Annotated in this window: 15 protein-coding genes; 11 read left to right on the forward strand and 4 right to left on the reverse strand. The window is 46.2% G+C overall.

Annotated features, from left to right (window positions below; all coding sequences use genetic code 11):
* From G3I67_RS01225 to G3I67_RS01260, 8 genes are read left to right on the forward strand one after another with little or no spacing between them, the layout of a single operon-like run.
* Positions 1–585 (forward strand): hypothetical protein, encoded by a 585-nt coding sequence (locus G3I67_RS01225; RefSeq protein ID WP_163651140.1) that lies wholly within the window; start codon positions 1–3, stop codon positions 583–585.
* Entirely contained in the window at positions 582–1,280 is a 699-nt protein-coding gene (locus G3I67_RS01230; protein ID WP_163651141.1) for a hypothetical protein, read from the forward strand. The genes G3I67_RS01225 and G3I67_RS01230 overlap by 4 nt, the downstream gene beginning before the upstream one ends.
* On the forward strand, positions 1,280–2,143 hold the full coding sequence (gene cpaB, locus G3I67_RS01235) for a Flp pilus assembly protein CpaB (protein ID WP_163651142.1): 864 nt from the start codon (positions 1,280–1,282) through the stop codon (positions 2,141–2,143). The genes G3I67_RS01230 and cpaB overlap by 1 nt, the downstream gene beginning before the upstream one ends.
* A 41-nt stretch (positions 2,144–2,184) precedes the next feature.
* A complete protein-coding gene (locus G3I67_RS01240) occupies positions 2,185–3,471 on the forward strand; it encodes a type II and III secretion system protein family protein (RefSeq protein WP_163651143.1) in 1,287 nt (428 codons plus the stop codon).
* Complete coding sequence (locus G3I67_RS01245) at positions 3,468–5,120, forward strand: TadA family conjugal transfer-associated ATPase (RefSeq protein ID WP_163651144.1); 1,653 nt, start codon at positions 3,468–3,470, stop codon at positions 5,118–5,120. The genes G3I67_RS01240 and G3I67_RS01245 overlap by 4 nt, the downstream gene beginning before the upstream one ends.
* Positions 5,102–5,962 carry a type II secretion system F family protein gene (locus G3I67_RS01250; RefSeq protein WP_163651145.1) on the forward strand — a complete coding sequence of 287 codons (861 nt, stop codon included), beginning with the start codon at positions 5,102–5,104 and terminating at the stop codon, positions 5,960–5,962. The genes G3I67_RS01245 and G3I67_RS01250 overlap by 19 nt, the downstream gene beginning before the upstream one ends.
* Positions 5,963–5,966: 4 nt before the next feature.
* Positions 5,967–6,872: a type II secretion system F family protein gene (locus G3I67_RS01255; RefSeq protein WP_163651146.1), complete on the forward strand. Its 906-nt coding sequence runs from the start codon at positions 5,967–5,969 to the stop codon at positions 6,870–6,872.
* The gene (locus tag G3I67_RS01260) at positions 6,873–7,235 is read left to right on the forward strand and encodes a DUF192 domain-containing protein (RefSeq protein WP_163651147.1); all 363 of its coding nucleotides are present in this window, start codon (positions 6,873–6,875) and stop codon (positions 7,233–7,235) included.
* On the opposite strand, the gene G3I67_RS01265 is transcribed toward G3I67_RS01260, so the two are convergent.
* Together G3I67_RS01265 and G3I67_RS01270 are read right to left on the reverse strand one after the other, a co-directional pair.
* On the reverse strand, positions 7,220–7,996 hold the full coding sequence (locus G3I67_RS01265) for a BPSS1780 family membrane protein (RefSeq protein ID WP_163651148.1): 777 nt from the start codon (positions 7,994–7,996) through the stop codon (positions 7,220–7,222). The genes G3I67_RS01260 and G3I67_RS01265 overlap by 16 nt on opposite strands.
* The gene (locus G3I67_RS01270) at positions 7,996–8,973 is read right to left on the reverse strand and encodes a homoserine kinase (RefSeq protein WP_163651149.1); all 978 of its coding nucleotides are present in this window, start codon (positions 8,971–8,973) and stop codon (positions 7,996–7,998) included. Before G3I67_RS01270 ends, G3I67_RS01265 begins: the two co-directional genes overlap by 1 nt.
* 214 nt (positions 8,974–9,187) lie before the next feature.
* Between G3I67_RS01270 and dusA the strand changes: the two genes are divergently transcribed.
* Positions 9,188–10,120 carry a tRNA dihydrouridine(20/20a) synthase DusA gene (dusA, locus tag G3I67_RS01275; protein ID WP_163651424.1) on the forward strand — a complete coding sequence of 311 codons (933 nt, stop codon included), beginning with the start codon at positions 9,188–9,190 and terminating at the stop codon, positions 10,118–10,120.
* 2 nt (positions 10,121–10,122) lie between these two features.
* On the opposite strand, the gene G3I67_RS01280 is transcribed toward dusA, so the two are convergent.
* Both G3I67_RS01280 and G3I67_RS01285 read right to left on the reverse strand, forming a co-directional pair.
* Positions 10,123–10,587 (reverse strand): CBS domain-containing protein, encoded by a 465-nt coding sequence (locus G3I67_RS01280; protein WP_163651150.1) that lies wholly within the window; start codon positions 10,585–10,587, stop codon positions 10,123–10,125.
* 21 nt (positions 10,588–10,608) lie between these two features.
* Complete coding sequence (locus tag G3I67_RS01285) at positions 10,609–11,892, reverse strand: YihY family inner membrane protein (RefSeq protein WP_163651151.1); 1,284 nt, start codon at positions 11,890–11,892, stop codon at positions 10,609–10,611.
* A 54-nt stretch (positions 11,893–11,946) separates the two neighbouring features.
* On the opposite strand from G3I67_RS01285, the gene G3I67_RS01290 reads away from it, so the two are divergent.
* Both G3I67_RS01290 and G3I67_RS01295 read left to right on the forward strand, forming a co-directional pair.
* Positions 11,947–12,330: a DUF2069 domain-containing protein gene (locus G3I67_RS01290; protein WP_163651152.1), complete on the forward strand. Its 384-nt coding sequence runs from the start codon at positions 11,947–11,949 to the stop codon at positions 12,328–12,330.
* A gap of 16 nt (positions 12,331–12,346) precedes the next feature.
* Positions 12,347–13,885 (forward strand): protein adenylyltransferase SelO, encoded by a 1,539-nt coding sequence (locus G3I67_RS01295; protein WP_163651153.1) that lies wholly within the window; start codon positions 12,347–12,349, stop codon positions 13,883–13,885.
* Positions 13,886–13,967 lie beyond the last annotated feature (82 nt).

Consider the following 13,967-nt stretch of genomic DNA (forward strand, 5'->3'; position numbering starts at 1 on the left):
GTGGCGGAAGGATTGCTGACTTTGACGGTCATGGTTTTGATGATTGCCGTCACACTCACTACGGGAATTTGGCAGGAGAAATCTATTCAAATGCTTGCGAATACGACACATAAGGCATTTGTATTCGCAAAGGGCGATCGTCAAACTCAACCTCGAATTCAACAGTTGGTTGAGCTGCGCGGATTATCAAATCTGCAAACTTCTACAGCCGAAGTTTCCTCACCTTCGATTCGTCTGCAAGTCATTTCCAAGGAGTTAGGCATGAATCATGATCGAGTGAAAGTGAAACAAAGTGGCTCCTTCATAAATATCGATCAAGGCCAATCCATCAGGTTCAATCGATTCACATACATTGATTCAGGCGCTGGGCATGCAAGTTCGGATCGAAATGTTTATCAGAAAATATCAAGATCAAATTTGATCTGGAAACAAGCCTATTCTGTTTCTCGCCCCATTACCAAGTCTATCGGTATGACGACCGCTGTAGTGGATAAACCATGGAGTCGGTCGAGTCTCGATGCGGACTGGTTTAGCCGCTGGTCAGGCTCAGTGCCTGAATCGAAATTGAATCGGATTCGAAAATGAAGATATTAATCGCGATGATGTTGTCTATCGCTGTTATTTTTCCGTCATTCGGATCGAAGCCATTTGTGAATCAAAATTTCAGCATGCCAGACTACTTTCAGGTCATTCAATACATTCAAAATGTTTCTTGGCAAGGTTTACCCGTGAGAATCCAATTGGTTCAAAGCTCTTTGACGTTGGAGGATTTGACTAAGCGTTTGGCAATGGATGTGCCACAGGGCGCACTTCTGTCGTCCAAGCATGGAGTGTTGCAATTTGGTTGGATCGAAAACAATATTTCTCATCTGATTGAACTGAAATCGTTATCGGATCAACTTGTCGAAGGAACATATTCAGAAATTCAATTGAATTCAGAACAAGTTGCCTCCGTTCAATTCCAAGCGTCGGATGACAACTTCATTGCAACTCTGATCCCGAAGGATTCAAAGGTTTCTTTCAAGTTCAAGGATCAATCCATTGGTTCGAATTCGGTTGAAATTCATGCGTATCAAACTATTCTTTCGGCATCGCAACTTTCAAAATTCATTACTGAAAAACTTGACTCCCGTAGTTGGGTCATTTCAAAACGCTATGCAACATCTCCCTATCAGAATGCATGGAGCTCGATTGAAGCCGTGTTGGATCAGCAGCGGCTGAATATTTTCATACTACCGGATTCCATCTACGCCAATTTACTGATCATGAGAACTTATTGATGCGTTTAAATAAATTAAATTCAAATTGGATACTTGTTTCGGTTGCGCTGATATTTGGCGGGTTTTCGGCTTGGACTATCAATAATTACTTAACAGATCAAGCCAATGAAATCGAAAACAGGTCACGTTTGCCGATCATTTCTCGAATCGTTGCATCAAAAAACCTCACTAAAGGCTCGATTCTCACGCTAGATAACCTGGCAGTTAGGGAATTCAATGATCCTTTGAGTGGTTTTTCTTCCGTAGATCCGGCTGATGTGGATATTTTGATCGGAAAAGTGTTGATTCACGATGTGCAGGAGGGGCAACTGGTACTTTCGGATCTGGTTGCTCACAGGGCCTCGGATCATCTTGTAGCCAAGCTTGATTCGGGCATGCGCGCAGTCACAATTCCTGTGGATCAGATCAATTCTATGTCCGGCCTTCTCAAACCAACCGATCGAATAGATCTTTTAGTCACATTTGATCATTTGGGCCAGCGCATCACCTCCCCGTTGTTAACCGCAATCGAGGTCATCGCAACTGGACAGGACACTAGTGGAATCGTTACGCACAAGGAAGATCAGCCGTTTTATGAGACGGTTACCTTGGCCACTACAGCGGATCAGGCGGTTAAGTTGGTTGCAGCTCGCCAGTCAGGCACGATTACTGCAGTATTGAGCCAGCCTATAAGGCCTGATTCGGTTCAGCCCGGATCAAATCATCTTAGCGGACACCTTGCAAAACTTCTCGGTTTGGAGCCTGTACAACAAGAAAACATTCAGATTATCTATGGAGATCGCCCTGAAGCTCAGGTTCAATTCCAAGAGGATGGAACCGATCCGGCCATTCAGGCAGCCATGACTTCCGCGAGTCGATATTGAAATCGAATTTCGCAAGATTTGTTTTGTTATATCTGTTGATAATGAATGGTGAAACGCATGCCAAGGAATCCATTCGTCTTGAGATTGAGGCAGGATCATCGACAGTGATTCAAACCCCATCCATAAAACGAATTGCAGTTGGCAATGGAAATATTGTTCAGGCCACTGTCATTCATGGCAAAGAGGTTCTTATTTTTGGAAAGGGGAAAGGCGCAACCACTCTTGAAATTTGGCTAGCAAACGGCAAGCGCCAATCTTATCGTGTGGCTGTCAGTCCGGAAGGTCTAAAACGTGTATATGACGAGCTGAATCTACTTCTCAAAAGCATTCCAAATGCACGGGCAGTGGTTGCAGGCGACAGGATTGTCATACAAGGCGAGGACCTTTCAGATTCGGATCGTAACAAGATTGCTAATTTGTCTAACTTGTATCCTGAACTCGTTGATTTTACGAATCATCAGGGATGGGATCGCATGGTCATGCTTGATGTGCAGGTAATTGAACTGCCCTCCACGAGAATGCAAGAGCTTGGGGTGCGATGGGATGCATCATCAACTAGCGGGATGCAGACTGGAGTTGCATGGGAGTCTGGCACATACGAGACGGCCAAGCGGGCAGACGAATCCGGTATGGATGTTGCCAAGACTGCAAAACGTGTAGCAGGAACGCTGGGGTTGAATGCGGTGCTGTTTGCGCGGGTATCGGCATTGGCAAAAAGCGGTGAGGCTGTCATTTTGGCACAACCTCAATTACTTGCGCGTAACGGTTCGACTGCTTCATTTTTGGCTGGCGGTGAAGTTCCTTACGCTGCAGTCGATAAAGATGGACGATCCACAACTGTTTTTAAAAAATATGGTGTGTCTCTCAATATTACCCCTCATGCAGATCGTATGGGTGCGATACGCTCAAAAGTTGAAATTGAAGTGAGTTCTGTTGACGCAACAATAGCGGTGCCAGGCGGGCCGGCGTTGAAGATTCGTCGGGCATCGACAGAATTCAACGTCAGGTCCGGTCAGACGATAGTTATAGGTGGTTTTTTATCCCGGGAACGCACGGTTGATCGGGATGGTATCGCTGGGGTGTCGGATGTTCCGATACTTGGTCGTTTATTTGGAGTCGAACGCGAGCAGACAAGGAAAACCGAGCTTGCAATTTTTGTGACTCCGGTCATTGTGGATGCCGACGATCCCTACATGTCAACAAAAGTGCATCAAGGCAAAGCGATACTCAAGGATACTTTCCAGGATGCGGTTCGAATAACGAATGATTTACCCGGACCTCTGTCTGGTAAATCAATGAATGAATCATTTGATCAATGGGAGGAATGAATTTGATCAAATTGTCGCTTAAATACGAAGACGGACGTCACGAAAATTTCGAGCATCATGCACCGATTTTAATCGGTCGCAATGATGATTGTGTGTTGAAAGTGCCGCATTGGCGGGTAGCTCGACGACATGCTCAACTGATACAGGCTGTCGATGGAATATATCTGGAAGATTTGGGATCATTATCCGGAACTAGGGTTAATGGACGGCGTATTTCCCGACATGGTCCTATTAAACAATCAGATGAGGTCTTAATCGGTCCGTGCCTCATACAAGTGCGATTGCCCGGTGTGACTTCATTAAAGTGCGCAGAGACATCGATAACAAGCCATCAGACGATTGATTTGCTTCAAACGGCTGAAATGGCTGAGAAGCCAATTGTTTCCGATTCGATGGGGTTGAGTAGAAAGTATGCACATGTTTGGCAAGATATCCGCTTATCGTTGATCAAGGCGTTTGATCTCAGAAGATGCGATGTTTCTTCGCTGTCCGACCATGCGCTTCGCGTTGAAGCTGAGTCATGTGTATCCGCGCTCTTGAATAATTATCCGGGAATTGAGCCAGAGGATGAAAAAAATCGCTTACTTCAGTTAATCGTCGATGAGGCGATCGGTCTTGGTGTTTTGGAAATCCTTCTTAAGGATTCAAGCATTTCTGAAATTATGGTGAATCGGTTTGATGAAATTTTCATAGAGTCGAAAGGAAAATTATCCTTATATCCAATTGGGTTCAGTTGTGAAGAAGCCTTGCGTAGTGTGATAGATAGAATTGTTTTCGGAATGGGCAGACGAATTGATGAAGCATCACCCATGGTGGATGCAAGGCTCAAAGACGGATCGCGTGTCAATGCAGTGATTTCACCCATTTCACGAACTGGTCCTTTTTTAACAATCAGAAAATTTCCTCTTCACCGATTGACGATCGATCAGTTAATTTCAAATCAGTCGCTGGATAAAAAGTCAGCCGACCTGCTTGGCCTGTGCGTTCAGAGCAGATTGAATATGCTTGTCGCCGGTGGAACAGGTTCCGGTAAAACAACTCTTCTGAATATATTGGGTGGTTTGATACCAGAAGGACAGCGAATCATCACGATTGAGGATTCGGCTGAGTTACAAATCAATCATCAACATGTTCTTTCGCTTGAGGCCCGCCCTGAAAATATCGAAGGTCAAGGTAGAGTTTCCATACGTGATCTTGTTAAAAATGCATTGCGAATGCGCCCGGATCGAATCGTTGTCGGGGAGTGCAGGGGAGCTGAAGCACTTGATATGCTGATCGCAATGAATACCGGTCATGAAGGGTCGATGACGACGCTTCATGCGAATACCCCTAGAGATGCCATTGCAAGACTCGAGACTATGGTCTTAATGGCTAATCTTGGACTTCCGCTTGCTGCGATTCGCGAGCAAATCGCTTCGGCTGTACAAATTGTCATTCAGCAAACAAGACTTTCCTGTGGGCGCCGCTTGGTGAGTGAAATTGTTGAATTGACCGGTATCGATACCGGAGTAATACAAATGCATTCTTTGATGAAATACGATCGCGTTTTGAATGAGTTTAAGTTTAGTGGAATTACGCCCTCATTCATCGACGCTGAGCAGCCCTTTGCTTTGAAAGCAAACCATAATGAATGGATGGTGCAGCGTTGATCTATGTTGCTCTTTTTTTGGCCGCGATTTCGATGACGATTGCTTTCTGGCTGGGGCAGCAGTTATTCATACAATCCTTGGGACGTTACCGCGCGTACTTAACCGATGAAACTCAGGAAGACTTGCGTGACATGTTCGTCTTTGTTGACATCGCAAAACTATGGCCCTTACTGATATGTATTTCGATATCCGGATCTGTCATGGTGTGGTTCATGACATCGAACATCGTGTTTGTTTTAATCGTTGGTTTGATGATTCTTATTCTTCCGCGATGGTTGATTGCAAGGGCGATCCGCAGGAGGATCGCGAAATTTGAAACACAGTTACCTGATGCGTTACTTGCTTTGAGTAGTTCGTTAAGATCGGGGGCGAGTTTGGGATTAGCGCTTGGCAATCTGATTCAAGACATTGAGGCTCCGCTTTCACAAGAGTTTGCCCTTGTGTTGCGTGAGCAAAGAGTCGGGATTCCCTTGATGAAGGCATTGAATAATTTATACGATCGTATGCCGCTCGAGGGAGTGAGAATGACAACTACATTGATGAATGTAGCTAGTTCATCAGGAGGCTCACTTGCGGATCTTCTCGAAAAATTATCAGAAACGCTTCGTGAACGATTACATATCTGCATGAAGATCGATGTTTTGACCTCGCAAGGAAAGATGCAAGCATGGGTAGTAGGAGCTTTGCCTATGTTGTTGCTTGCGGTTCTGAGCCAGATAGATCCAGGATCCTCTCGTTTGCTGTTTGAAACGATTCCGGGAAGGATTGTTTTGTTAATTGTGTTTTTACTGGAATCTTGTGGCATTTTTTTTCTAAGCCGCATCTTGAAAATCAGACCGTGATTTGATGCTGATCATCGCACTTATATGTCTGGCTTTGTGTCTGGCAGTGCTGCTCTTGATTTTTTTTAATCTTGTCGGTCAACTATTTCGTTTTGCTGAGGTCGACCAAGTTGACGGGTTATCGGTTGAAGACTCATTGTTGCAGTTGTCCAATTCAAGGCGATTGAATCCGATACTCGAACGTGGCGGCATGATTTGTCTTCCATTGATGACTTGGACACACCGGACACGCTTATCCCGTACTCTTGCTCAAGCTGGTGTGAATAGTTTGGAGCATCAACATTTCTTCTTTATTCAGATGATGTCAAGTCTGATTTTTATATTGTCTGCAACATTCATCCTTACTAACTTATTGGAAATGAATATTTTTGCATTCTCCCATCTTGGATGGTTAATTTTCAGCGGGATATCCGGATTTTTAATCCCCGGAGTCTCTTTGAATTCAAAAGGAAAAAAACGACAAGAGGAAATTCTCCGGACATTGCCGTTTTTTATGGACATGTTGTCATTGGGATTGAATGCAGGGATGAGCCTGCAGTCCTCTTTGCAATTGACGCTCAATCATCTGGATGACGGTCCACTTAAAAGAGAATGGAGCAAGTACATTTTCGATGTGCGCTCAGGGTTTAGTCGTGCCCATGCACTTAGACAACTGAGTGATCGAATCGATATATCCGTAGTCAGACAATTTGTCGCCGCATTGATTCAAGGGGAGTCCATGGGCTTAAGCCTCACTAGAACTGTGCTCGAATACGGAAAACAGTTACGCACGATGCGGCTATTGAGAGCTGAGAAACTCGCTTTTCAGGCACCCGTAAAAATGTTGTTCCCTTTGGCATTTTGCATATTTCCGTGTACATTTTTGATTCTTGGGTTTCCGGTGGTTGCCCAAGCGCTTGGATTAAGCTAAATGCAAACGCCTAAGCCACATTTCATCGACTTCGAGTACTTTGAAATCAAGATTGCGGATACATGGTTATCGCGACTTCGTGGTTTGCTTGGATCGGAGCCATTACACCACCATCAAGCATTGTGGCTCAGGCCCTGCCATTCTGTGCATACATTTGGCATGCCTTATCCGATCGCTGTTCATTTTTTGGATAAAAACATGCGAATCATTAAAAGTCTGCCATGCTTGAAACCGAATCGAGTCGCGATTTGCTTAAAGGCGTTCTCGGTTTTGGAAATGCGCAGCGTTTCAGCTATCGAATTAATTCTACAGATCAAAGCAATAGAGGGAGTGATGCAGGAATATTCTCAAGCAGCCGGGTGATCGGATTGTGAGAATACCGAAACAAAATTCGGATAAAAACTGCAATAAAGTACGCTTACTCCAACAATATTTAGTGGCATTTGAAGCGTCAGTGCGATTGATTCACTTATGCCTGCCGAAATCATTAATCCGGCTAAAAGATCAATTCCAAAAAAAATCCCTAACCAGAGTAAGCCATATATTACGAAGGCGCCTTTGTTGCGCCAGCACGCTATCCAGCTATAAAAAAGGGATTGAATCAGTGAAGTGTCATACCAACCCGACAATACGGGTGCATACCAGAACAGGCTGGCAATAATGGCATATAAACTTGCGAAAAGTATTAGGGGGGCACGAATAGCGGAAAGCAGCGGCAGAATGTCCTTTGATTCCATGGCTGCATCGACAGCTTGGGATAGGGAATCCATGAAAGGCAGCAGAGACACCGCACCGACAATGAGACAGATGGTGAAATAAAGCACACCCATACGAATCATTCGGCCGAGTACTCCCTTGACACGCAATGGAGCAAGCCACATTCCAAGCTGCATTCTGTTGCCAGAAGCTTCCTGTTTGCAGGCCGTGATTGTCATCAGATTGATTGACGGTAAGAATACGACAAATAAAATCGGACCGATTGGAGGAATGACCGCTGCTGCTTTGAGGACAAGACTAAGAAACATTCCCCATGATAAAAAAGTAATAGGCTGGACACGGAATAGTTTCCAACCGTCACGAATCCAGTAAAAACCTGCACTAATCGGGTGCGATACGGCTTGCATCAGTAATCCTTATGCAGTGCCGGAATCGGATCTGCGTAGCGTGCTTTTAAAACACGTTCAAAGTGACTAGGATCATGCGCCTTTAATGTTTGCGCAGGACGAGGTAAATGAAAATCGTATAACCTGGATAGCCAGAAACGCAGAGCGGCTGCGCGAAGCACGACAGGCCAAAGCTTGATTTCTTCATCCGTGAATGGCCGGATATGTGCGTAGGCCGATACCCAGGCCTGGACGAGTTCCGGTATTAATTTGCCTTGTTTGTGATCAATGCACCAATCGTTGACGCATACTGCCACATCGAAAATCCATTTATCCCAGCCTGCAAAATAGAAATCAATCAAACCACCCATTTCAGGCAAGTTATGGGACCCGGCGAACAAAACATTGTCGCGAAACAGGTCGCAATGGGATGGACCTGCGGGTAAGGATGCCCACTCGCGCGTTTGTACGATGTTGCGTTGTTCGATCAAAGATTTTTGCAATAAATCCCTTTTTTCAATGTCCAAAAACGGCATGACAATCGGTGCTGTTTGCTCCCACCAGGCATAACCGCGCAAATTGGGCTGTTTGATCGGAAAATCATTGCCGGCCAGATGTGCCCGAGCCAAGGTTGTTCCCGCTAATTCGCAATGCCTGATGCCCGGATTGGGTTCGTAACTGCCGGGCAGTTTAGTGACTATGGCTGCCGGCTTGCCGTTTAGAGTCGATAGTCGTGCGCCGTCTTTTCTGGTTTGGGGATGCGGAACCGGAATATTCCGGTCTGCCAAATGATGCATGAGCTCAATGTAAAAGGGTAACTGAGCCTGTGTTAACACTTCGAAAAGTGTCAGAACGTATTCTGCTTTTGTCGTCGTCAGAAAATAATTGGTGTTTTCGATGCCTGAGGAAATGCCGCGAAGAGATAGCAACTCTCCGACATCATAAAGCTTGAGGAATTCACGTGCTTCGTCTTCACTGACGGAGGTAAAAACAGCCATAGGGTTTTAGTTCGAGCTATTTGTTTAATGTTGATTTTGATTTTAGCAAGGAACATTAGCCCATCCCTCCGGCGTACCACCGTTATGGTTTCAGACCTGCAGGTAAAATACGCAATTCACACATTCAATCCTTATATATTTTCTCGATCGGATTCATTCTTTGTCGGTTACCAAAACACAATTCTCCGACGGTTGGAAACTATGCGTTGCGCCTATGATCGATGTAACGGATAGACATTGTCGTTACTTTCATCGTTTGCTTGCTCCTCATGCACGGCTTTACACCGAAATGATTACAACCGGGGCGTTGCATCATGGGGATATCGCGCGACACCTTGACTTTAATCCGCAAGAACATCCGGTTGCCCTGCAACTTGGCGGTAGCGAACCGCAAGCGCTGGCTTATTGCTCAAAACTCGGAGAAAAGTGGGGTTTTGACGAAATCAATCTTAACTGTGGTTGTCCTTCAGAGCGAGTTCAAAAGGGAGCCTTTGGCGCATGTTTGATGGCCGAATCCGATCTGGTGGCTGATTGTGTCAAAGCTATGCAAGATGCTGTATCGATTCCCGTAACGGTTAAACATCGCTTAGGCCTCGATTATTCGGAGGACTATGGTTTTGTTCGCGATTTTGTTGGCAAGCTCTATGAAACGGGTTGCAGAGTCTTTATTGTTCATGCGCGAAATGCTGTGCTGAAAGGCCTTAATCCTAAAGAAAATCGTGAAGTACCGCCTTTGCGCTACGGTGATGCTGCCCAACTGAAGAGGGATTTTCCGGAAGCAGTTATTGTATTGAACGGTGGGCTTAAAACCCTTCGTGACTGCGACGAGCAGATTGATCGTTATGATGGCGTGATGCTGGGTCGTGCGCCTTGGCACGATCCGATTATCCTGAAACATATTTCTGAGGCCTGGTGGCCCGAATTAGCTGTTTTGTCAGAGAGTCAATTGATCGATTCTTTGGCTGAATATGCAACGCATCAGGTTTCTTTAGGCGTGCCATTAAGAATAGTTGTGCGCACCTATCTTGGCCTTTTTAATGGGCGACCTAACTCTCGTGTATGGAGACGCATGCTCTCCGATCAGAAATCATTAAATCACGCGAACGGCGAACTTATAAGAGAGGCATGGAAAGCGGTTGGTAAATGATCCTATGCCGGCTTAGCTTCGGAGCCTTGATCATCAGGCCAATCGCGGATATAGGCCTTGAGCATTGAGTTTTCAAATTGTTGCGCCGCAACAATAGCCTGTGCCATGTCATAAAACGATATCACACCCATTAGTGTCGGGCCATCCATGACCGGAATATACCGAGCGTGCTTTTCAAGCATGAGGCGCTGTACTTCATCCGCATCAGTGTTGGGCGAAACGCTTACCGGGGCGTCATCCATGATGCTTCTAATTGTTGTGGATCCGACTTCGCCCTTGTTTTTATCCATATGACGAAGAATTTCACGAAACGTGAGCATTCCGGCCAGAGTGCCGTGATCCATGATGACAAGCGAGCCGATGTCGTGATGGCTCATGGTTTGAATTGCATACACAACGGGCATATCAGGTGTGGCGGTGTAAAGTGTATTGCCTTTGACGCGCAAGATTTCACTTACTTTAAGCATGATGTGTCTCCGGAGTGCTGCCTATTTAGCGGATTGTATCGGTTGACCACTCACCTTGTCATGATGCAATAGCACATCCTGCAACAACGGGTCATTTTTACGCGTAAAAAGAACACCCAAGGCTTTTTCCAGTTCGGGATGACTTTCAAGATTCAAGGCTTTTCGGTTCAGGACCATTTTGTCTACAAGCATGCCAAATCTTGCACTGGCGATATCGCACGCAAGTATCCAGCGTAACGCATTTGACTCGTTGGTGCATGCTATCCAGCCAAGGTTTGAAAGGGCATCGAGAACTTCGCCTAGATCCTGTGGTCTGAGCGATGTCGCTTCAATCAATTCGGATTCCGATCTGCCGGGGGGCATGGATCCGCGCGATTCGGCCAATAGCTGCAAAATTAATATCGCATTGAAAAACTTTGATCCCGGGGGGATTTGAGTGTTGATTCTGTTATGCCTGATTGCAGGCATCGAGGCCGTTAAGATTGCGCCAACCAATACTCCCAGCCATGAAAGATATACCCAGATCAGAAAAACAGGCAAGGCGGCGAACGCTCCGTAAATGACTGCGTAGGAAGTAAAGCTTGAAACGTAGTAGGCGAACGCAAATTTCATGAACTCCAGAATGAGTGCGCTCAGGAATCCACCTACTAATGCATCGGTATACCTGACTTTGCAACTAGGTACGATGACAAATAATGTCGATAATCCGAATCCAATAATGACAGCCGGAAGCACTTTGAGGGTGATTTCCAGCAAAATCGGCATTTGATTCACCAAGCCGAGTGACTCGCGCGCAATAATGGCTGTCGCCCATAAGCTAGCCCCCATCAAAATCGGGCCAAGGCTGATCAGAGACCAATAGACGATCAGGCGGTTCGCAAAAGTGCGATGTTTGCGGATATGCCAGATTGTTGCCAGTGCGCTATCAATCGTCATGATCAACAGCATGACTGTGACCACCAGAAATGCGCCTCCGATGGTCGTTAATTTAGTTGCCTGGGCTGCAAACTCATTCAGATGCGCCATGACATTATTGGACAGGTCTACCGGCATGAGGCTTTGAGTCATAAAGCCTTGCAGGGCATCCCTGAATTCTTGAAAGTGTGGGAAAGCTGTAAACAAGGCCAGTACCACAGCGAGCAGCGGCACAATCGCCAAAACGGTATTGAACGTCAGGTTCGACGCGATTTGAAGCAGATTGATCTCAACAGCACAATGCCATAGGTATTGAATGATTCCCAAACCGCGGGTCTGGCCGGATCGATGCGTATTCGCCTGGTCGGAGTTCGGAGTGGGGACATTCATGATATTCACCTAATGTGCAAGCGATAATACCAGCTCGTACGATACGGAACGATTATGAAACAACCGGTCTTGAATCCTTATTTGCACTACAGCGCTTTATTCAGCCTGATTGCTCTCTTCGCATTGTGTATTGCATGGGAAATCTGGCTGGATCCGCTTAAGCCAGGTGGCACGCTCTGGTTTCTCAAGGCGCTTCCACTGGCATTTGCGTTCAAAGGCGTCTCGCGCGGTAGCCTTTATACCGTTCAGTGGGCATCCATGCTGATTTTGCTCTATTTAATGGAAGGCGTTGTCAGAGTCATGTCATCCCCGTCTTCTCTCAGCGTAAAACTTTCGTGGATTGAGATCGTACTATCGACCACATTCTTCTTGAGCGCGATTTTTTATGCTCAACCTTCAAAGAAGGCGGCAAAATTGGCTGCCGGCAAAAGAAATTGATTGCGACAGTGTGTATATGTACCTTCATTTTGATCAGATTCCCAAGTCCAATACCTTTGCATCGTTGCCGGATGACTTTTATACGCGACTTCCAACCACGCCGTTGAGTCAACCAAGGTTGTTGCACGCAAGCAGCGAAAGCGCGCGTCTGATAGGTTTATCGCCCGCCGCCTTTTCTGAATCGGTATTTTTAAATGTGGTCAGTGGAAATGTGGCACTGCCTGGAGGGGATACTTTGGCTGCTGTCTACAGCGGTCATCAATTTGGAGTTTGGGCAGGTCAACTTGGTGATGGCAGAGCCCATCTGCTCGGAGGCCTGAAGGGACCTGATGGACTTTGGGAGTTACAGCTAAAAGGCGCAGGTCAAACCCCATATTCCAGAATGGGCGATGGTCGAGCAGTGTTGCGATCTTCCGTTAGGGAGTATCTGGCAAGTCATGCCATGGTCGGGTTAGGTGTGCCGACCACAAGAGCATTATCCATCGTGGCTTCTGCGGATCGTGTCATGCGAGAAACCATGGAGACTACGGCAGTCGTTGCCCGCATGGCCCCCAGCTTCGTCCGCTTCGGATCTTTTCAGCACTGGGCTGCTAAACAGCGACCGGATTTAATGCGGTTATTAGCGGATTACGTCATCGATCATTTTTATCCTGAATGTAAGGCGTTTGATAAGCACAAGGATTCGGATGCGTATCAATATGTTCGATTGCTAGAAATTGTGGTTCAACGTACCGCAAACCTGATGGCTGATTGGCAAGCAAACGGGTTTTGTCACGGGGTAATGAATACAGACAATATGTCGATTCTGGGTTTGACGCTGGATTATGGCCCGTTTGGTTTTATGGACGCTTTCGATGCGGGTCATATTTGTAACCATACTGATTCGCAAGGGCGGTATGCCTGGCACGCTCAACCTGCCGTAGCCCATTGGAATCTTTATCAACTGGCGAACAGTCTGCATTTGATTGTCCCGGATGCGGATGCACTTCGCCAAGCTTTGGATTCCTTCGAGACGTTCTTTTTGAGTTCGATGCAGAAAAAAATGATGTCAAAACTTGGTTTGACCGACTGGCAGGATGGGGATCATGTTCTGATTGATGACTTGTGGAGTTTGATGCATCGAAATCGTGCCGACTTCACTCTGACCTTTAGACAGTTGGCTCATGTTTCAGGGTTGACCGATGCTTCTGCCGTACAAATCGAGCATGATCTTGGCGGGACGGTGAATGCGTCTATCCAGCCATTTGTCGATCTGTTCATCGATCGGGATGATGCCTCTGCCTGGTTGGATCGATATCGCCGTCGCATCGCGCAGCAGGGAAGTCCCACTAATCACGAACGCATCCAATCGATGCTTGCCAGCAATCCGCTATATGTGTTGAGGAACCATCTTGCCCAACAAGCGATTGAATTTGCCCAGGAAGGGGACAATTCCGAAATCGAGCGCCTTTTAACTATTCTTGCAAATCCATTTGAGGCAAAGGCGGGTTTCGAGGCGTATAGTGCTTTACCACCCGCCTGGGCATCTAAAATTGAGGTAAGTTGTTCGTCATGATGCAATAATGACCGAAGTTGGTAGTGCTTTCCATGATTTTCGGACAAGATTCGAATCTGTTTTTTTATTATTTTTGTTTGTC

Source organism: Sheuella amnicola, from assembly GCF_010499255.1.
Lineage (GTDB): Bacteria > Pseudomonadota > Gammaproteobacteria > Burkholderiales > Burkholderiaceae_B > Zwartia > Zwartia amnicola.

Coding starts and splice junctions, on each gene's coding strand:
- G3I67_RS01230 (WP_163651141.1), top strand. CDS start 582: ATGAAGATATTAATCGCGATGATGTTGTCTATCGCTGTTATTTTTCCG.
- cpaB (WP_163651142.1), top strand. CDS start 1,280: ATGCGTTTAAATAAATTAAATTCAAATTGGATACTTGTTTCGGTTGCG.
- G3I67_RS01240 (WP_163651143.1), top strand. CDS start 2,185: ATGAATGGTGAAACGCATGCCAAGGAATCCATTCGTCTTGAGATTGAG.
- G3I67_RS01245 (WP_163651144.1), top strand. CDS start 3,468: ATGAATTTGATCAAATTGTCGCTTAAATACGAAGACGGACGTCACGAA.
- G3I67_RS01250 (WP_163651145.1), top strand. CDS start 5,102: ATGGATGGTGCAGCGTTGATCTATGTTGCTCTTTTTTTGGCCGCGATT.
- G3I67_RS01255 (WP_163651146.1), top strand. CDS start 5,967: ATGCTGATCATCGCACTTATATGTCTGGCTTTGTGTCTGGCAGTGCTG.
- G3I67_RS01260 (WP_163651147.1), top strand. CDS start 6,873: ATGCAAACGCCTAAGCCACATTTCATCGACTTCGAGTACTTTGAAATC.
- G3I67_RS01265 (WP_163651148.1), bottom strand. CDS start 7,996: ATGCAAGCCGTATCGCACCCGATTAGTGCAGGTTTTTACTGGATTCGT.
- G3I67_RS01270 (WP_163651149.1), bottom strand. CDS start 8,973: ATGGCTGTTTTTACCTCCGTCAGTGAAGACGAAGCACGTGAATTCCTC.
- dusA (WP_163651424.1), top strand. CDS start 9,188: ATGATCGATGTAACGGATAGACATTGTCGTTACTTTCATCGTTTGCTT.
- G3I67_RS01280 (WP_163651150.1), bottom strand. CDS start 10,587: ATGCTTAAAGTAAGTGAAATCTTGCGCGTCAAAGGCAATACACTTTAC.
- G3I67_RS01285 (WP_163651151.1), bottom strand. CDS start 11,892: ATGAATGTCCCCACTCCGAACTCCGACCAGGCGAATACGCATCGATCC.
- G3I67_RS01290 (WP_163651152.1), top strand. CDS start 11,947: ATGAAACAACCGGTCTTGAATCCTTATTTGCACTACAGCGCTTTATTC.
- G3I67_RS01295 (WP_163651153.1), top strand. CDS start 12,347: ATGTACCTTCATTTTGATCAGATTCCCAAGTCCAATACCTTTGCATCG.